Here is a 17987-nt window from a genome sequence, read left to right on the forward strand (position 1 = left end):
AATTTGCATGAGCATATCTGTAGTGATAATATGTATGAGGTTTGTAGTATAGATTCGCAGAAAGTGTTATATGAATACAAATATAAATGGACTTAATATCAATTATATAGATGAGGGACAGGGACCACTTCTTGTTATGCTTCATGGCTGGGGATCCAACATAGATCTTTTTGCCAGCGTGACTAACTTTGTTAAAAAGAAATATCACGTGGTGGCCATGGATATGCCGGGCTTTGGTAAGAGCGATGAGCCTTCTGAGCCAATGGATGTGGATGACTATGTTACCTTTGTTCTTGATTTCATAGCTAAGCTTTATCCTGAGGAAAAAGAGATCATGTTCCTTGGTCATTCCATGGGAGGCAGGATCATTATTAAGCTTGCTTCAGGAATTCACGACGGAAGAATAAAGGCAGGCTTTACTATTCCAAGGATCATTCTTACTGACGCAGCAGGTGTTAAGCCTGTTAAGAGTGCATCACAGAATAAAAGAACTAAGAGATATAAATTCTACAAGAATCTAATTACCAAGACAGGAATTGTTAAGCTGTTCCCAGGCACTTTGGATGCTCTTCAGAGAAAGTTTGGAAGCGCGGATTACGCAGCAGCTTCTCCAGTTATGAGACAGAGCCTTGTTAAGGTGGTTAATGAGGACCTTGTTCCTTACATGCCTTCAGTTACAATGCCAGCTCTTTTGATCTGGGGTGACCAGGACACAGCCACACCACTTTCTGATGGTAAGAAGATGGAAGAGCTGATGCCAGAGGCAGGACTTGCAGTTATTGAGGGCGCAGGCCATTACAGCTTTATTGACAACGCATATCTGTTTAACAAGATTCTGGGAAGCTTTCTTGGAATCAGTATGTGAGGAGACTATTAGATGTATTATGTACTTTCATTTGTTCTATTTATTTTAGTTCTGTCTTTTATTGTTCTTGGACTTCGCTATCATACTCATATGCTTCAGCTTTCAAGCTATCAGTTTCAAGGATATTTTAGGCATCTTAGAACCGATGCTGTCAGGACTATAGCGCATTTAGCCTTTATTGTGTGCGTAATACTGACATTTTCATGGGATATATTTAATAGGGGAACTGCGCTTATTGCTATGTTTGGGGCCATAATTATATTCATAGCTCTTTGGGCCTCATATCTTCCTAAAAAGGCTAAGAAGAAATTTGTGATAACAGCAAGAGTTAAGAGACTTTTTGTTACCTATGCTGTTCTTCTTGCGCTTCTTTATGTTATTCCTAAGTTGGCGTCTTTGGGAGCTACCCATGACGAAACAGATATGAGATCTGCAAATGCTTTGCTATTTACAGCTTTTGGAGTGTTGGGTTTCATAGGTCTTTTGCCACTTGTGCCAGCTCTTGCTAATCTTATTAACAAGCCAATTGAGAAATCAATCAGTAACTGGTACATCAATGATGCTAAGAGAATGCTTAGAGAACATCCCGGACTTAGAATCCTTGGAGTTACAGGTAGCTACGGTAAGACCAGCGTTAAGTACTATCTGACCACACTTCTTGCTGAGAAGTACAGCGTTCTTATGACTCCAGAGAGCTACAACACTCCGATGGGAATCGTAAGGACCATTAGAGAGCATTTAAAGCCTACTCACCAGATCTTTGTTTGCGAAATGGGTGCAAGACACCTTCATGATATAAAAGAAATCACAGATATTGTTCACCCTGATGACGGAATTGTAACTTCTATTGGTTATCAGCATTTAGAGACTTTCCACAGTCTTGAGAATATCATCAGCACCAAGTACGAGCTTCTTGATGCAGTTGATGAGAAACAGAAGACAAATGGCAAGGTGGATGGCCAGAACCTCAAGTTTGTAAATGGTGATAACGAGATCATCAGAGACAACATGAAATATAAGGATGCCATCACCTACGGTACAGTAGAGGGATGTGACTATCGCGCAACTGATATCAAGGTTTCCGGCGGCGGAACTACATTTACAGTTACAGCGCCAAATGGCGAGAGCGAAGAGTTCAGCACAAGACTTGTTGGTAAGCACAACGTTGAGAACATTGTTGGTGCCATTGCAGTAGCCAATAGCTTTGGCGTTCCTCTTAACAAGCTTAAGATGGCAGTTAGAAGACTTCAGAGCGTTCCACACAGACTTGAGCTGGTTAAACACGGCAATGTATCTATCCTTGATGATGCCTATAACTCTAACCCAAATGGTGCCAAGGTTGCCCTTGAGACCCTTGCACTTTTTGAAAATGAGGTTAAAATACTTGTGACACCAGGAATGGTTGAACTTGGTGAAAAAGAGAATGAGCTGAATGAGGAATTTGGTAGGCAGGCAGCAGCTGTCTGTGATTACATTATCCTTGTTGGTGAAAAGAACAGTCCTTCAATCAAGAAGGGAGTTCTGGAAGCTGGCTTTGATCCTGAGAAGGTATTCGTTAAGAGCACCCTCAATGAAGCCACAGCTTTGATGTATGAGATAGATGCTGGAAGAGAAAAGGTAATTCTCCTTGAGAACGATCTTCCTGATAATTATAAATAATGATTAAGTGAAAGAAGGCATATTATGAAGTTAAGAGTCGCAGTTTTATTTGGCGGAAAGAGTACAGAGCATGAGATTTCAATTATCTCAGCGATTCAGGCAATTAGAAGCATCAATACTGACAAATACGAGGTTATTCCTGTTTATATCACTAAGAATAACGATTTCTACGTTGGAGAGAGCATTGATGAGATCGAGGAGTACACTCATATTCCAGAGCTTATCAAGAAGAGCACACAGGTTATCTGGGTTAAGGATGGCGACAGAGTAACTCTTCAGAGATTTAACAAGAAGATGTTCGGAAACAACGTGATCACAGAGGTTGATGTTGCATTCCCTATCGTTCATGGAACTAACGTAGAGGATGGAACACTTCAGGGCTTCCTTGCTACACTTGGACTTCCTGTAGTAGGCTGTGACGTTCTTTCATCAGCTGTAGGAATGAACAAGTATGTTATGAAGACTGTTCTTAAGGACAACGGAATTCCTGTTCTTGATTGTAAGTGCTATACCTGGAAGGACTATGAGGACGTAGAAGCCCTCGTTGCCAAGATTGAAAAAGAGTTTGAGTATCCAGTTATCATCAAGCCTCTTAACCTTGGATCAAGTATCGGTATCAAGAAGGCTAATAACAGAGAGGGTCTTTACGAAGCCCTTGATCTTGGCTTTGAATTCTCTAAGAAGATTCTTGTTGAGCCCGCTATCACAGATCTTAAAGAGATCAACTGTTCAGTTCTTGGTGATTACGAGTCAGCAGAGGCTTCAGAGTGCGAAGAGCCTGTTAACTCAGATGAGATCCTTTCATTTGAGGATAAATATATTGGTGGTGCCAAGGGAAGTGCCAAGGGCGCTAAGACTGGCGGAAGCAAGGGAATGGCTTCTCTTAAGAGAAAGATCCCAGCTGATATCACGAGCGAAGAGAGAGACCAGGTTAGAAAGATGGCTGTTGACGCATTTATCTGCCTTGGTTGCTCAGGAGTATCAAGAATTGACTTCATGATGGATACTAAGACAAGAAAGATCTATCTTAACGAGATCAACACTATTCCAGGATCCCTTTCTTTCTATCTCTGGGAACCACTTGGAATGAAATATGAGCACCTTCTCGATAACATGATCCAGCTTGCACTTAAGGCTGACAGAGAGAATCACAAGGTTGTATATTCCTTCGAGACTAACGTTTTAGAGGGAGTTAAGCTTGGTGGAGGCACCAAGGGAAGCAAAATGTAAAAAGAAAAGTCGAAGATTATTGGAAATATCCAATGATCTTCGACTTTATTTTTAATCGTTTCTTACATAAACCTCTTCCATGATCTTCTTAACATACTGATCGATGTTCTTCTGATCTTCTTTGGAAAGCTCGTTTAAGTAAATTGGCTTACAGTACTCAATAGTAACATGAGCAGACTTGATTGAAGGGAAATGCGCTTCAAGAATATCTCTTGAGTGGTTAACAACTACTGGAACGATAGGACATCCAGCCTTCTGGGCTATCTTAAAGCTTCCCTTGTGGAACTCGCCAAGAGGCTCATCAGTCTTGTTTCTGGTGCCTTCAGGATAGATAAAGATTGAAATGCCGTTTTTAACCTTATCAATAGCGGTGAGGATCATCTCCATTCCCTTACGAAGGTCCTTTCTGTCAAGGAACAGACAGTCAAGGTAGATCATCCAAATATTGAGAAGAGGAACCTTAAGAACCTCTTTCTTGGCAATAAATCCTGTAGGATTTGGAACTCTTGGGTAGCAAAGAACAATATCAAAAATACTTCTGTGGTTACCAACATAGAGAACTGCTGTATCCTTTGGAACATTCTCTTCTCCGATAACGGTGCGCTTAACACCACTGATAAAGGAAACAACATTAAATGCCCAGCCCACAATCGCAAGGGATGCTCTCTTTTTGATCATTGGATTAAACTTTCCAATTATGAGAAGAACAAGTTGAATTGGAAGGCTGAGAATAAGGAAAATCGCAACAAATAAAAATGCGAGTATTGTACGTATCATTGTAATTGCCTCTTTTCATTTGATTTTACCCATCTATTTTCTCATGGTTATCATGAAATTGGAATAGGCATTTCACATACATCGTTTACACAGGCAATAAAGAATGATAAAAATATAAAGGAAAATAAATCTATTTTCGGATGGAGGAGCGATGCTGCTAATTAAAAATGCCAGGATCATTGATCCTGAAACAGCTAACGATCAGAAATATGACCTTATCATAGGGGAAAGCCTTATTGAGAAGATTATTCCTTCAGACTCTTCTGATAGGGAAGATGATAGTTCTTTTGACGAAATCATAGATGCAGAGGGCAAATTCGTTGCTCCTGGTCTCGTGGATTGCCACGTTCATTTTAGAGATCCTGGTTTTACTTACAAAGAAGATATAGAAACAGGCGCAAAGGCCGCAGCAAGAGGCGGATTTACCACTGTTGTCATGATGGGTAACACAGAGCCCCATATGGACAACGCTGCAACCATCAAGGATGTTATAGCCAAGGGAAAAGAGACAGGAATAAGAGTCTACGCCTGTGGTAACGTGACTAAGGATATGAAGGGCCAGATTCTGTGCGACATGGATGAACTTATAGGGGCTGGAGCAGTTCTTTTTACAGATGATGGAAAGCCTATAACAGATGCGGACCTGATGGAAAGGGCTTGCGTGGAGGCAGCCAAAAGAAATAAGGTGATAAGCCTTCACGAAGAGAATCCAGAGTTCATCAAGGACAACGGAATCAACGCAGGCGAAGTGGCAGAGAGACTTGGACTTGAAGGATCTCCAAGGGAAGCAGAGATATCAATGGTTAAAAGAGATATCGACATTGCAGAAAAGACCGGAGCCAGCATTGTAGTTCAGCATATAAGTGCAGCGGAGTCTGTAGAACTTATAAGACAGGCTAGGAAAAGGGGAGTTAAGGTCCACGCTGAGGCCACACCTCACCATTTCACCCTTACAGAAAAGGATGTTTTAAGATACGGCGCTCTTGCCAAGATGAATCCACCGCTTCGACTTGAAAGTGACAGAATGGCCATTATTGAGGGACTTAAGGATGGAACAATTGAGATGATCGCTACAGATCATGCGCCTCATTCCAAGGAAGAAAAGGCTAAGGGCATCAAGGACGCACCAAGTGGAATCACAGGCCTTGAGACATCGCTTGCGCTTGGAATAAGGGAGCTTGTTAAACCAGGACACCTTACACTAGAGCAGCTCATAAAGGCTATGACTATTGGACCAGCTTCAGTTTATGGACTTGATGCAGGACGCATTAAAGAGGGAGGCAGCGCTGACCTTGTGGTATTTGATGAAAATGGGGAATGGGATTTTGTAAACAGCTACTCTAAATCCACTAACACGCCGTTCCTTGGACAGCGTTTTCCAGGTAAGATATATGCAACTATTTGCCAGAGCAAAATAGTTTATCAAGATAAATGATTAAGGAGAAATCGAATGGCTCACAAAGTGAAAAAAGCAGCAAAGGTTTTAAGCCAGAGGCAGATCGCTGAAGGAATATTTGACATGTGGCTTGAAACAACAATTGCAGGGGATGTTAAGCCCGGACAGTTTGTAGGGGTGTACCCGGTTAATAAGTCAACTCTTTTACCAAGACCTATCAGTATCTGCGAGGTGGATAAGGAAAGATCTGCCATAAGACTGGTATACAGAGTGGTAGGAAGCGGAACTGCAGAGTTCGCTCTTTATGAGCCGGGTGATTTCATTATGATTCTGGGACCTTTGGGTAACGGATTTCCGATTGAGAAGGCAGCAGGTAAGAATGTGGTTGTTATCGGCGGAGGAATAGGTGTGCCACCACTTCTTGAAACAGCCAAGAGATTATCCATGGAAACAGGCGATAACAAGCCAGACAGCGTTAGCGGAGTCATGGGCTATAGGAATAGCGATGGATTTCTTTTTGATGAATTCAAGGAGTATGCCCAGATGCACATGGCAACTGAGGATGGCAGCGCAGGAGTTAAGGGTAACGTTATAGATGCCATGAGACAGGACCAGGTTAAATGCGATGTGATATTTGCCTGCGGACCAATGCCTATGCTTAGAGGAATCAAGGCTTATGCAGAAGAGATTGGAGCTAAGGCTTATCTTTCTCTGGAGGAGAGAATGGCCTGCGGCGTTGGAGCCTGCCTTGGCTGTATCACCAAGACCAAAGAGATAGATCATCATTCCAAGGTACACAATGCACGAATTTGTACAGATGGACCTGTATTTGATGCAGACGATCTTGATATGTAAGGATTTAGAAAAGGAGAAAAGGGCATGAATACAGAAGTTACTATTGCAGGAGTTACCTTTAAGAACCCGGTTATGACAGCTTCAGGAACCTTTGGTTCAGGAATGGAATACTCAGATTTTGTTGATCTTAACAGACTTGGCGCAGTTGTTACAAAGGGCGTTGCTAATGTGCCATGGCCAGGAAATCCTGTGCCACGTGTTACAGAGGTTTATGGAGGAATGCTTAACGCCATTGGACTTCAGAACCCTGGCGTTGAGGTGTTTGTAGAAAGAGATTTAGCTTTTTTAGCAGATTATGACACAAAGGTTATTGTTAATGTCTGTGGAAAAAGTGTAGAAGATTACCTTGAGGTTGTGGAAAGACTCTCAGATGAGAAGGTGGATATGCTGGAGATTAACGTATCCTGTCCTAATGTTAAAGAGGGAGCAATTGCCTTTGGTCAGAATAAGGATGCGCTCTATGATATTACTTCCAAGATCAAGGCAAAGGCTAAGCAGCCTATCATCATGAAGCTCAGCCCAAATGTTACCAGCATTTCTGAGATGGCTAAGGCAGCAGAGGCCGCTGGAGCAGATGCGATCTCACTTATCAATACCATTACCGGTATGAAGATTGATATTTATAAAAGACAGTTTGCCCTTGCCAACAAGACCGGCGGAATGTCAGGCCCAGCCATTAAGCCTGTTGCTGTGAGAATGGTTTATGAAGCTTCCCATGCAGTCAATATTCCTGTTATTGGAATGGGCGGTATTCAGAATGCTGTGGATGCCATTGAGTTCATTATGGCAGGTGCTACAGCAGTTGCTGTGGGAGCTATGAACTTCCATGATCCTTATACCACAGTTAAGGTGGTTGAGGGCATTGAAGAGTACATGACCAAATACGGCGTAGAAGAGATCAATGATATCAGAGGAATTGTGTAATAATATCTGACATTAACAGCATATTCTGGCATTTACATGCAAAAAAGGAAGAGAATTGGCTCTCTTCCTTTTTGATTACTAGCAACTAATTATTCAGTTTGTGTCTTTCCGGTAAGCTCATCAAAGCCCTTCATGACTGCGTCATAGGTTTGCTTAGAAATCTCTGGGAGCTCTCCGCCCCAGGTCTTCTGAGCCTGATCATAACCCTTCTTGAAGGCTTCACGCATATTCTCAAGCTTCTCCGGATCGTCTCCTGCAAGGGCCTTTGCAAAGTCCAGAATTCTTTCTGAGGTCTGTTTAACGCCCCAGTAGCCGTCCTCTGCAATGTCTTCCTGTGCCTGAGCTTTGGTAGCTGCATCTACAGTGAAATCGCCTTTTGCAAGGAATTTCCAGATAGAATCATCGTCATTATCAGTGTTAGCGATGCCGTAGGCATTGGCCTGCTTGCCCATCATCTTATGGACTATGTCCAAAAGTTGTTTCTGGCGGAGTGCATCATCAGCCTTTAACTGATTAATGATTTTGGTTCTGTCAGCTTCTTTTTGAGAAACAGTGGCTGTCTTCTGACTGTCATCAGATTTCTCAAAAACGGCAGCAGCTTCCGCTTTCGCCGATACTTCAGAGTCTTTTTTCTTCTCCTCTACTGAGGAGGGATTCACACTCGAAGCATAGGTGGTTGCGATGTTGTTAGTAACCTCGGTAACTCCGTTTACGCCCATATAGAACTCCTTTTCCGCGACAGGTTAGCTACATTTACCGCGCTGAAACGAAAACTATAGTTTACCTAATCTTCGTATCGTCACTAATTAAAAAAACTTTATAGCAGAAAACAAAAATTTATAGATTTTTTACTTTTTTTCTTTTATGTGAGAACATAGAATGAGAATAATCAAAAAACTCGAAAATGGAGCGATTAAATGATAGAAAAAAGAGCTTATGCAAAAATAAACCTTGGTCTTGATGTAACAGGGAAAAGAGAAGACGGCTACCACATTGTAAAGATGATCATGCAGAACGTTGATCTCTACGATACACTGACCTTTGAGGCTAATGATACCGGTGAAATAACACTTAAGGCTTCAAGCCCAAGCATTCCTACAGATGATTCCAACCTTATCTGCAAGGTTGCAAGACAGCTTGCTGAGAAATATGGCGTAACTAAGGGCGTAGACATTACTCTTGAAAAGAGAATCCCCGTGGCAGCCGGAATGGCAGGCGGAAGTACAGACGGAGCAGCAGCTTACAAGGCTCTTAACGAGCTTTGGGGCTTAAATCTCACTACAAAGGACATGTGTGAACTGGCAGTTAAGCTTGGCGCAGACATTCCATACTGTATCATTGGCGGAACAATGCTGGCTGAGGGAATTGGCGAAGAGCTCACTTCTATTAAAGAAATGCCTTCCTGCCATATTCTTATTGCCAAGCCTCCAATTGACGTTTCAACTGGCTGGGTCTACAAGGAGCTGGACAGCAAGGACATAGAGAACCACCCAGATATAGATGGTGTAAAAAGAGCTATCGAAGATGGTAATCTCTACGACATGTGTGATAAGATAGACAACGTTCTTGAGAGAGTAACTGCTCCAAGATATGAAGAAATTGGAAAGCTTGAGTCAATAATGGAGGAGAACGGTGCTATCAGAGCTTTTATGACAGGCAGCGGACCAACAGTCTTTGGTATCTACGATGATGAGAAAAAGGCTAAAGAAGGATACGAGGCCGTTGTTAACAGTGGTATTACTAAAGAGGTCTTTTTATCAGCACCAATAACTCCAGGCGAATGAGGTAATATGAAGAAAAACGTCAGTGTAAATGTTACAGGAGTTCACCACAGACAGGGTGAAGAGCCTGAAAAGATAATAACAACCTCCAGAGGTCTTATGGAGGTAAAAGATGACGGAATCAGGGTTGTGGATTATGTTGAGAGCCAGGAAACAGATGGAGAGAGCATTAAGGTCCACAATAAGCTCCTGATTGCATCGGATGAAAGGAGCATGGATCTGGTACGAGGCGGAGACAATAAGTCCAGACTTTCCTTTGGTGAAAAGATGGAGTGCAATACAGAGTACAATACTCCATACGGTTCACTTCAGATGAAGGTAAAGACCAGTTCTTTTGAATATAAAAAAAGTGATGATGAGGATTTGATTGAGATCAGTGCTGACTATATCTTAGAGCTTGATGGTCAGGCCTTGTCAGAATCTCAGATAATGATAGAAATAAAAGAAGCGAAGACATATTAATGTCTTCGCTTTGTTTTGTCTTAATATGGAAATTACTTAATCATCTTGGCGCCAGCCTTTTCCTGAGCCTTTGAAACGAGGTTCTTGAAGAATCCCTTCTTAGCTTCAGGAGCCTGGATCTTACCGTGAAGACCCTCTACCTTAGTAACATAGATACCGCTGACAGTTGCCTTAACTTCCTTCTTAACAGGAACCATATCAAAAATCTTATCATCACAGATAAGGTTAGTAACACGAGCGCCTACACGAACCTTAAGGATTGGAAGCTTAGTTCCACGAAGATACTTAGGTGTCTGATCAAGAACTGCCTGTGGAAGACCTGCGTCGCGTAATTTCATTTTCTTTTTATCAATGATGAGCATACTCATTGTCTGCTTCATAGCATCAAGCTGAGCCTGCTGTTCGTCCATCTGCTTCTGCTTCTTTTTACCCCAAATAGTGATAGCAATAATAGCCGCTGTAAGAAGCACAATTACGACTATTAAGATAATCAATCCAACTTTCAAAATGAGACCTCCAAATAAAAATACATTGTGTAAAACAAATGATATTGTATCATTCTTTGTTTAGTTAAGCAAATAAAATACTTTAATAAGATGATAAGGTGTGGTAGTATAAGAAATATTGTTTTGTAATGTTTATTAATTAGGAGAGTTACTATGAAGAAAAAGCTTTTTTTGGTCCTGATGAGCGCAGTGGCATGCGCGTCTATGACTGGATGTTCACTTAAGAGTCCGCTTGATTCTAATACTAATGAAAGTGCCGCTACAGCATCTGCAAGCACAGAGACTGTTTCCGGACTTACAATTGATTTTGCTAATCTTGAGACAATGACACTTAGCGAGATTACAGCATCAGATTACGTTACTCTTGGAGAGTACAAGGGAATCACAATTGAGCTTGCACAGCCTGTTGTAACAGATGAGCAGGTGGAGAGTGAGTTCCAGAATTTACTTAGCTATAATGCACCTACACAGGATGTTACTGGCAGACCTGTTCAGGAAGGTGACACAGTTATCATTGATTATGTTGGTAAGTATGCTGATACACAGGAAGCCTTTGAGGGCGGTACTGCTACAGGCGCTTCACTTACAATTGGATCAGGAAGCTATATAGATGGATTTGAGAGTGGACTTGTTGGTGTTAATGCTGGAGAGACAGTTGATCTTAACCTTACATTCCCAGCTGATTACCAGGCAACAGACCTTGCTGGTAAGGATGTTATCTTTACTGTAACTGTTCAGAGCATCACAGAGAGCTGTGATCCTACAGATGAGTGGGCAGCTTCTTTTGGTATCGAGGGTGTTACTACAATCGATGGACTTAAGGACTACCTTAGAAATTCTCTTACAGAGGATGCAGAGAGCAACTACAGATCACAGCTTGAGACTATGGTTGTAGATACTGTTACAGCAAACGCTATTTTCACACCAGTTCCAGAGAAGCTTCTTAATAGATACCTTGTAGAGCAGAACGACAGCTTAGAGTATTATGCAAGCATGTGGTCTCAGTATCAGGGAACACCTATTTCTACAAGCGATATCGTTTATCAGATGATGAACAATGAAGGCTACACAGGAACACCTGATGATTATTTAAAGAGTGCTACTACAGAGATCGTTAATCAGTACGTATTATTCCAGGCTATCGCAGATGCAGAGGGAATTGTTGTAACTGATGAGGATGTAGATGCATACCTTAAAGAGAGCTATGACAATGCTGGAACAACAGCTTATAGCTCTTTTGAAGAGTTCAGCGCAACAATTACAGACCGTGAGATGTACAAAGAGGGTCTTATGGCTCAGAAGGTTATGGACTTCCTTGTAGAGAATGCTAACGTAGTAGAACCTGCTACAGAAGGCTGATAATAAGAAATAATTAAGTAAAAGGGGATTGAGATATGGAATTAACAGATATCAGAGCATTATTTCAAGAACAGGATAAATATGTTGGTCAGGAAGTGACTGTTGGAGGTTGGATCAGAAACATTCGCGATTCCAAGACAATCGGATTTATTATGTTGAATGATGGTACTTATTTCAAACCTCTTCAGGTAGTATATTCAGATGAGCTTGCTAACTTCGCAAGCATCAGTAAGCTAAATGTTGGTGCTGCTGTTATTGTAACTGGTCAGATCGTTGCAACACCAGATGCTAAGCAGCCTTTCGAGATGCAGGCTAAGACAGTAGAGATTGAGGGAGCTTCAACTCCAGATTATCCACTTCAGCCTAAGCGTCACTCACTTGAGTATCTTAGAACTCTTCCACATCTTCGTGCTAGAACTAACACCTTCGAGGCTGTATTCAGAGTTCGTTCAGTAGCAGCTTATGCTATTCACTCTTTCTTCCAGGAGAGAGATTTCGTATATGTTCACACACCACTTATCACAGGAAGTGACTGTGAGGGTGCTGGAGAAATGTTCCAGGTTACAACACTTGATCTTAACAACGTTCCTAAGACTGAAGAGGGAACAGTTGACTTCTCCAAGGATTTCTTTGGTAAGCCAGTTAACCTTACAGTTAGTGGACAGCTCAACGTTGAGACTTATGCTTTCGCATTTAAGAATGTTTACACATTTGGACCTACATTCAGAGCTGAGAACTCTAACACTACAAGACATGCAGCTGAGTTCTGGATGATCGAGCCTGAGATGTGCTTCGCAGATCTTAAGGACGACTGTGATACAGCAGAAGCAATGCTTAAGTATGTTATCAACTACGTATTAGAGCACTGCCCAGAGGAGATGGCATTCTTCAACGAGTTCATCGACAAGGGTCTTATCGACAGACTTCACAACGTTGTTAACAACGAGTTTGGACGTATCACATACACAGAAGCTATTGAGCTTTTAGAGAAGCACAATGACAAGTTCGATTACAAGGTTTCATGGGGCTGTGATCTTCAGACAGAGCATGAGAGATACCTTACAGAGGAGATTTTCAAGAAGCCTGTATTTGTAACAGATTATCCTAAGGAAATCAAAGCTTTCTATATGAAGCTTAACCCAGACGGAAAGACTGTTGCAGCTGCTGACTGTCTCGTTCCAGGAATTGGAGAGATTATCGGTGGTAGCCAGAGAGAAGATGACCTTGCACTTCTCGAACAGCGTATGGATGAGCTTGGAATGAAGAAGGACGAGTACCAGTTCTACCTTGATCTTCGTAGATATGGTAGCGTTCGTCACGCAGGATTCGGTCTCGGATTTGAGAGATGTGTAATGTACCTTACAGGTATGGGTAACATCAGAGATGTAGAATCATTCCCAAGAACAGTTGGAAACTGTGAGCTTTAACGCTATAATGATGGTGTAACAATCAATAATAATGATTAAGACAAGGGGGATAGGTATGAAAAAAAGAAATTTCTTTGTTGCTATAGCTATGTCCCTTGTAATGAGTATACTGGTGGTGGACCCTGTATGGGCTACCACCAGTACTGATTTAGAGGAAAATCAAAAGAAGCTCGAGGAAGAAGAAAAAGAGCTGGAGAAACAAAAGAAGGATCTGGAGAAGCAACAACAGGACAGTCAGGACAAGCTTGACGAAACCAATAGCCAGATTGATGATATTTCTGAGGCTCAGGGAGAGACCAAGGACGCCATTGATGCAACTAACAGTGAACTTGTAGGTCTTTTAGCAGATATCGAGCTGATTAAGGAAGATATAGCTAACAAAGAAGCCGAGATAGAGGTTACCAATGCTGAATACGAGGCGGCTAAGCTAGAGGAAGAGACTCTGTATGCTGCCATGGTGGAACGTATTAAGTTCATGTATGAGAAGGGAAATATGTCCTATGTGCAGATTCTTCTTACAGCCACCAGTTATTCAGATGCCCTCAATAAGGCAATGTACATTGAAGAGCTTTACGAGTACGACAGACAGAAGCTTGCAGAGTTTATAAGCGCCAAGGAGACAGCGGAGGCTTATGGTCAGCAGCTTGAAGAGGAAAAGGGAGAACTGGAGACCTCTGAATATGAGCTTGAGCTTGAACAGGCTTATATGGAGGAACTCCTTGAAGAATATAAGGCGACTTACAGCGACTACGAGGTTAAGCTTGCAAAGGCTAAGCAGGATGCAGCTGTTTATGCAGCCCAGGTTAAGAGCCAGCAGTCCAGCATTGCTTCCCTGCAGAAGCAAATAGAGCAGAAGCAGAAGGAAGTGGATGAGGCCAAGAAGGCCACTGAGGAAGCCAAGGCAGCGGAACAGCAGCAAAATCAGTCGGAGACATCCAGTGGAACTTCTGGTGGATCCTCTGGAGGAAAGAGTAGCTCAGGCGGATCCTCGGGAAGCGGATCTAAGGACACTTCTGCTCCAGGTAGTCTGACTGGCCAGAATGTGGCTAATTACGCCTGCAGATTTGTAGGCAATCCATATGTTCCAGGTGGAACGAGCCTTACAGATGGAGCTGATTGCTCTGGTTTTGTAATGGCTGTATATAAAGCCTTTGGAGTATCTGTTCCAAGAACATCCTGGGCGCAGGGTTCTTATGGCAGAGAGGTTTCCTATTCAGAAGCCCAGCCTGGAGATGTAATATATTATGGTGGACATGTTGGTATCTATATTGGAAATGGTACTATTGTTCATGCCAGCACCCAGAAGACGGGAATTAAGTATTCGCCAGCAACCTACAGATCTATTATCTGTGTTAGAAGGTTCATATAAGCATAAATGAAAGGAAGTACTAAATGGCAGCAGAAGAAAAGGTCATAGTAATCGACTTTGGCGGACAGTACAATCAGCTGGTTGCGCGTCGCGTCAGAGAATGTAACGTTTATTGTGAGATTTACTCCTATCGCACACCAATTGATCAGATCAAGGAGATGAATCCAAAGGGAATCATCTTAACAGGTGGTCCTAATTCATGTTATGAAGAGGGCGCTCCTACTTATACCAAGGAACTTTTTGAACTTGGTATTCCTGTACTTGGTTTGTGTTATGGCGCTCAGCTCATGATGCATGTTCTTGGCGGTAAAGTTGAGAAAGCTCCTGTTCGTGAGTATGGTAAGACAGAGACATTTATTGATGGTTCAAAGGAAGCTCTTTTTGCAGGAGTAGAGGATAAGACCATCGTGTGGATGAGTCACTTCGACTATATCAGCAAGGTTGCACCTGGATTTGAAATCATTGCTCACACAGCAGATTGCCCAGTTGCTGCAGCTGCTTGTGAAGATAAAAAGCTCTATGCAATTCAGTTCCATCCAGAAGTTCTTCATACTGCTAAAGGTAAGGAAATCCTTCATAACTTCGTTCGCGGTATCTGTGAGACAGCCGGAACCTGGAGAATGGATTCCTTTGTTGAGAATACTATTAAAGAGATCAGAGAAAAGGTTGGAGATGGCAAGGTGCTTCTTGCTCTTTCTGGCGGCGTAGATTCATCTGTTCTTGCAGCGCTCCTTGCTAAGGCTATTGGTAAGCAGCTCACCTGCGTATTTGTAGACCATGGTCTTCTTCGTAAGAATGAGGGAGATGAGGTTGAGGGCGTATTTGGTCCTAACGGTAATTTTGATATTAACTTCATCCGCGTCAATGCGGCTGAGAGATACTATGCTAAGCTTAAGGGCGTTGAAGAGCCTGAGCGTAAGCGTAAGATAATTGGTGAAGAGTTTATCAGAGTATTTGAAGAAGAAGCCAAGAAGATTGGCACAGTTGACTTCCTTGCTCAGGGAACAATTTATCCAGACGTTGTAGAGTCAGGACTTGGCGGCGAGTCAGTTGTTATCAAGTCTCACCACAACGTAGGTGGACTTCCTGATTATGTTGATTTCAAGGAGATCATCGAGCCACTTCGTTCACTGTTTAAGGATGAAGTAAGAAAGGCCGGACTTGAGCTGGGACTTCCAGAATATCTCGTATTCCGTCAGCCATTCCCTGGTCCAGGCCTTGGGATCCGTATTATCGGAGAGGTATCTGCAGAGAAGGTTCGAATCGTTCAGGATGCAGACTACATTTATAGAACAGAGCTTGCACAGGCCCACAAGGAAGGCATTATCACTAAGCTTCCAGATCAGTACTTTGCAGCCCTTTCTAACATGAGATCTGTAGGTGTTATGGGCGATGAGCGTACCTATGATTACGCCGTAGTCCTTCGCGCAGTAGAGACCATCGACTTCATGACAGCTGAATCTTCCGAGATTCCTTTCGAGGTCCTTCAGAAAGTCATGAGCCGCATAATCAACGAGGTTAAGGGTGTTAACCGCGTAATGTATGACCTGACAAGTAAGCCACCAGGAACTGTGGAACTGGAGTGATAACGAGCATTTCTGCAAAGCCAGTATTTACAGGGCTTTGGGACGTGCGCGGGAGTGTGGCGACAATAAAATGACAATACATAGAGCCGTAGTAAATGCGAGATTGCATTTACTGCGGCTTTTGTTTTTGACCCTTTACAAATACTATTAGCATGTGTATAGTATTTCACGTATTATTCTAGAGATTTCTTTCAAGAATTCTTTTGAAATAGCTAATCTAGTTCATGAATAGCTATAATACCCTATTATTTCGATTGAGATTGGACATGTACTGACTAAGCAGTTGGTTTTGGCATATGAAGTGTACATTTGTAGCCCTGTTAGTATGCTTTAAACATCTGTGTGGAGGCAGTGTATCGATTGTTCTCATGGAAAAAGCATATTAAAGAACTATTTTAAGAAGTATTAATATGCATAATCGTTGTCGGATGATTAAGCAAATCAATGAATCATAGAGTAAAAGCATACGAAAAAACTATATATGACAAGTTAATATGCACTTTGCGAAAGAAAGAGGTATTTAAACAATCATATGAGCTGAATATATGCATATTAAAGATGCAAATAGATACAAACTAATATGATTACTAGTTCAGAAGTGTTTAGAAGTAGCATCAATAGAAACATAGAATGAGCATCAATAGAAACACATAAATATCAGATGAGTAAGAAAAAGGAGAACCACGCGAATTGATGATAGATAGTAAGGAAGTAGAAACAAGCCGAGCAGTTTGTAGTGCAATTAAAGAACATAAGATTGAGCTAGAGAGAATAATCAAAAAGTTAGAACAAGGGGTCTTAGTAGCACCTAAAGGCGGTCTACGGGTATTAAGACGAAAAAACTCCTTCCAGTATTATTGGAGAAAAAAATCACAAGATGTCAATGGTATTTATATTCCCAAAAGTGAAATGAAAACAGCGATTAAGCTTGCTCAAAGAGATTACGATCAAAAAGTATTGGTTATTGCCAAGGAAGAATTGAGTATTATAAGTTCCTATGAAAGCTTGATAAGAAGCAAGCCTATCGAAAACGTGATCGAACAGTTCAATGAAGGAAGAAGATGCTTAATAAATCCAATTGTTATTTCAGATAAGAACATTAAAAAGATTTCGCTTTATGAACAGAGTGGCTATCATGCAGGAAATAACATGATTCTAACATTTGAGTCTTCACAAGTGCCGTTGAATTCTAATATAATTAAGAATAAAATAGAGCAATACCTGATGTAGACTGGTATTACGCAGGAATAAAGAATGAGCTGGATCGTTATACATAATTAATCGGTTGAAGGGGAAGTTATATGTGCGGTGTATGCGAAAGGATCAAAGAAACCAAAGACGGGAAGAACCCATTTCTTGTAAAAGAGCTTGAAACTGGCTATGTGGTTATCGGGGATTATCAGCATTTTAGAGGATATACTCTTTTTCTATATAAGGACCATGTTGTTGAACTGTTTGATCTTGATAAAGAAACAAGAGAGAAGCATTTATACGAAATGACACTGGTTGCGGAAGCAGTCAAGAACGCCTTCGGAGCAGAGAAGATGAACTATGAATGCTTAGGAAATGGTGAAGGCGGTGCACATATTCACTGGCATTTGTTTCCAAGAAGAGCCGGCGATATAGAGAATTATGGCAACAATGGCAAAGGCCCTGCTTGGTGTTATCCAAGTGAAAAGATGTATTCAGATGACAATAAGCCAAGTAAAGAAGAACTTGAGGATATGAAAGCAAAACTTCTTTGTGAACTAGACAAGCTATTGGCGTATTAGTGAAACATATGGGGGTACA

At 41.8% G+C, this 17987-nt stretch carries 17 protein-coding genes; 14 read left to right on the top strand and 3 right to left on the bottom strand.

Going from position 1 to position 17987, the window contains the following annotated elements; translation table 11 throughout:
• The first annotated feature begins 70 nt into the window (after positions 1–70).
• From T541_RS0104365 to T541_RS0104375, 3 genes are read left to right on the top strand one after another with little or no spacing between them, the layout of a single operon-like run.
• A complete protein-coding gene (locus T541_RS0104365; protein ID WP_026651530.1) occupies positions 71–865 on the top strand; it encodes an alpha/beta fold hydrolase in 795 nt (264 codons plus the stop codon).
• A gap of 12 nt (positions 866–877) precedes the next feature.
• Positions 878–2524: a Mur ligase family protein gene (locus T541_RS0104370; protein WP_026651531.1), complete on the top strand. Its 1647-nt coding sequence runs from the start codon at positions 878–880 to the stop codon at positions 2522–2524.
• Positions 2525–2548: 24 nt separating this feature from the next.
• Positions 2549–3754 carry a D-alanine--D-alanine ligase family protein gene (locus tag T541_RS0104375; protein WP_026651532.1) on the top strand — a complete coding sequence of 402 codons (1206 nt, stop codon included), beginning with the start codon at positions 2549–2551 and terminating at the stop codon, positions 3752–3754.
• Positions 3755–3805: 51 nt separating this feature from the next.
• On the opposite strand, the gene T541_RS0104380 is transcribed toward T541_RS0104375, so the two are convergent.
• Positions 3806–4531 carry a lysophospholipid acyltransferase family protein gene (locus tag T541_RS0104380; protein ID WP_026651533.1) on the bottom strand — a complete coding sequence of 242 codons (726 nt, stop codon included), beginning with the start codon at positions 4529–4531 and terminating at the stop codon, positions 3806–3808.
• 151 nt (positions 4532–4682) lie between these two features.
• Here T541_RS0104380 and T541_RS0104385 point away from each other — a divergent pair, with 151 nt between their 5' ends.
• From T541_RS0104385 to T541_RS0104395, 3 genes are read left to right on the top strand one after another with little or no spacing between them, the layout of a single operon-like run.
• Positions 4683–5966 carry a dihydroorotase gene (locus T541_RS0104385; RefSeq protein ID WP_026651534.1) on the top strand — a complete coding sequence of 428 codons (1284 nt, stop codon included), beginning with the start codon at positions 4683–4685 and terminating at the stop codon, positions 5964–5966.
• Positions 5967–5981: 15 nt separating this feature from the next.
• The gene (locus T541_RS0104390) at positions 5982–6782 is read left to right on the top strand and encodes a dihydroorotate dehydrogenase electron transfer subunit (RefSeq protein ID WP_026651535.1); all 801 of its coding nucleotides are present in this window, start codon (positions 5982–5984) and stop codon (positions 6780–6782) included.
• A gap of 24 nt (positions 6783–6806) precedes the next feature.
• The gene (locus T541_RS0104395; protein WP_026651536.1) at positions 6807–7706 is read left to right on the top strand and encodes a dihydroorotate dehydrogenase; all 900 of its coding nucleotides are present in this window, start codon (positions 6807–6809) and stop codon (positions 7704–7706) included.
• Between the two features lie 89 nt (positions 7707–7795).
• On the opposite strand, the gene T541_RS0104400 is transcribed toward T541_RS0104395, so the two are convergent.
• Positions 7796–8425, bottom strand: a complete 630-nt coding sequence (locus tag T541_RS0104400; RefSeq protein ID WP_026651537.1) for a hypothetical protein — start codon at positions 8423–8425, stop codon at positions 7796–7798.
• A gap of 198 nt (positions 8426–8623) precedes the next feature.
• On the opposite strand from T541_RS0104400, the gene ispE reads away from it, so the two are divergent.
• Together ispE and T541_RS0104410 are read left to right on the top strand one after the other, a co-directional pair.
• Positions 8624–9490, top strand: coding sequence for a 4-(cytidine 5'-diphospho)-2-C-methyl-D-erythritol kinase (gene ispE, locus T541_RS0104405; protein WP_026651538.1), 867 nt, complete (start codon positions 8624–8626; stop codon positions 9488–9490).
• 6 nt (positions 9491–9496) lie between these two features.
• Positions 9497–9949 (top strand): DUF1934 domain-containing protein, encoded by a 453-nt coding sequence (locus tag T541_RS0104410; RefSeq protein WP_026651539.1) that lies wholly within the window; start codon positions 9497–9499, stop codon positions 9947–9949.
• Positions 9950–9981: 32 nt separating this feature from the next.
• On the opposite strand, the gene T541_RS0104415 is transcribed toward T541_RS0104410, so the two are convergent.
• Positions 9982–10455, bottom strand: coding sequence for a hypothetical protein (locus tag T541_RS0104415; protein WP_034465986.1), 474 nt, complete (start codon positions 10453–10455; stop codon positions 9982–9984).
• Between the two features lie 153 nt (positions 10456–10608).
• On the opposite strand from T541_RS0104415, the gene tig reads away from it, so the two are divergent.
• The 6 genes from tig (at position 10609) to T541_RS0104445 (ending at position 17968) form a co-directional block, all read left to right on the top strand.
• Complete coding sequence (gene tig, locus T541_RS0104420) at positions 10609–11814, top strand: trigger factor (RefSeq protein ID WP_026651541.1); 1206 nt, start codon at positions 10609–10611, stop codon at positions 11812–11814.
• 35 nt (positions 11815–11849) lie between these two features.
• Positions 11850–13241 carry an asparagine--tRNA ligase gene (gene asnS, locus T541_RS0104425; RefSeq protein ID WP_026651543.1) on the top strand — a complete coding sequence of 464 codons (1392 nt, stop codon included), beginning with the start codon at positions 11850–11852 and terminating at the stop codon, positions 13239–13241.
• Positions 13242–13296: 55 nt separating this feature from the next.
• On the top strand, positions 13297–14610 hold the full coding sequence (locus T541_RS0104430) for an NlpC/P60 family protein (RefSeq protein ID WP_026651544.1): 1314 nt from the start codon (positions 13297–13299) through the stop codon (positions 14608–14610).
• 23 nt (positions 14611–14633) lie between these two features.
• On the top strand, positions 14634–16196 hold the full coding sequence (guaA, locus tag T541_RS0104435) for a glutamine-hydrolyzing GMP synthase (protein WP_026651545.1): 1563 nt from the start codon (positions 14634–14636) through the stop codon (positions 16194–16196).
• A gap of 693 nt (positions 16197–16889) precedes the next feature.
• Positions 16890–17426 carry a hypothetical protein gene (locus T541_RS0104440; RefSeq protein WP_026651546.1) on the top strand — a complete coding sequence of 179 codons (537 nt, stop codon included), beginning with the start codon at positions 16890–16892 and terminating at the stop codon, positions 17424–17426.
• 71 nt (positions 17427–17497) lie between these two features.
• Complete coding sequence (locus T541_RS0104445) at positions 17498–17968, top strand: HIT family protein (RefSeq protein ID WP_026651547.1); 471 nt, start codon at positions 17498–17500, stop codon at positions 17966–17968.
• The last annotated feature ends 19 nt before the right edge of the window (positions 17969–17987 follow it).

The organism is Butyrivibrio proteoclasticus P6B7 (assembly GCF_000622085.1).
In the GTDB taxonomy this organism is placed as follows: Bacteria; Bacillota; Clostridia; order Lachnospirales; family Lachnospiraceae; genus Butyrivibrio; species Butyrivibrio proteoclasticus_A.

What these genes read in the sequence shown, in the direction of transcription:
- T541_RS0104365 (WP_026651530.1), top strand. Translation starts at nt 71, where the DNA reads ATGAATACAAATATAAATGGACTTAATATCAATTATATAGATGAGGGA.
- T541_RS0104370 (WP_026651531.1), top strand. Translation starts at nt 878, where the DNA reads ATGTATTATGTACTTTCATTTGTTCTATTTATTTTAGTTCTGTCTTTT.
- T541_RS0104375 (WP_026651532.1), top strand. Translation starts at nt 2,549, where the DNA reads ATGAAGTTAAGAGTCGCAGTTTTATTTGGCGGAAAGAGTACAGAGCAT.
- T541_RS0104380 (WP_026651533.1), bottom strand. Translation starts at nt 4,531, where the DNA reads ATGATACGTACAATACTCGCATTTTTATTTGTTGCGATTTTCCTTATT.
- T541_RS0104385 (WP_026651534.1), top strand. Translation starts at nt 4,683, where the DNA reads ATGCTGCTAATTAAAAATGCCAGGATCATTGATCCTGAAACAGCTAAC.
- T541_RS0104390 (WP_026651535.1), top strand. Translation starts at nt 5,982, where the DNA reads ATGGCTCACAAAGTGAAAAAAGCAGCAAAGGTTTTAAGCCAGAGGCAG.
- T541_RS0104395 (WP_026651536.1), top strand. Translation starts at nt 6,807, where the DNA reads ATGAATACAGAAGTTACTATTGCAGGAGTTACCTTTAAGAACCCGGTT.
- T541_RS0104400 (WP_026651537.1), bottom strand. Translation starts at nt 8,425, where the DNA reads ATGGGCGTAAACGGAGTTACCGAGGTTACTAACAACATCGCAACCACC.
- ispE (WP_026651538.1), top strand. Translation starts at nt 8,624, where the DNA reads ATGATAGAAAAAAGAGCTTATGCAAAAATAAACCTTGGTCTTGATGTA.
- T541_RS0104410 (WP_026651539.1), top strand. Translation starts at nt 9,497, where the DNA reads ATGAAGAAAAACGTCAGTGTAAATGTTACAGGAGTTCACCACAGACAG.
- tig (WP_026651541.1), top strand. Translation starts at nt 10,609, where the DNA reads ATGAAGAAAAAGCTTTTTTTGGTCCTGATGAGCGCAGTGGCATGCGCG.
- asnS (WP_026651543.1), top strand. Translation starts at nt 11,850, where the DNA reads ATGGAATTAACAGATATCAGAGCATTATTTCAAGAACAGGATAAATAT.
- T541_RS0104430 (WP_026651544.1), top strand. Translation starts at nt 13,297, where the DNA reads ATGAAAAAAAGAAATTTCTTTGTTGCTATAGCTATGTCCCTTGTAATG.
- guaA (WP_026651545.1), top strand. Translation starts at nt 14,634, where the DNA reads ATGGCAGCAGAAGAAAAGGTCATAGTAATCGACTTTGGCGGACAGTAC.
- T541_RS0104440 (WP_026651546.1), top strand. Translation starts at nt 16,890, where the DNA reads ATGATAGATAGTAAGGAAGTAGAAACAAGCCGAGCAGTTTGTAGTGCA.
- T541_RS0104445 (WP_026651547.1), top strand. Translation starts at nt 17,498, where the DNA reads ATGTGCGGTGTATGCGAAAGGATCAAAGAAACCAAAGACGGGAAGAAC.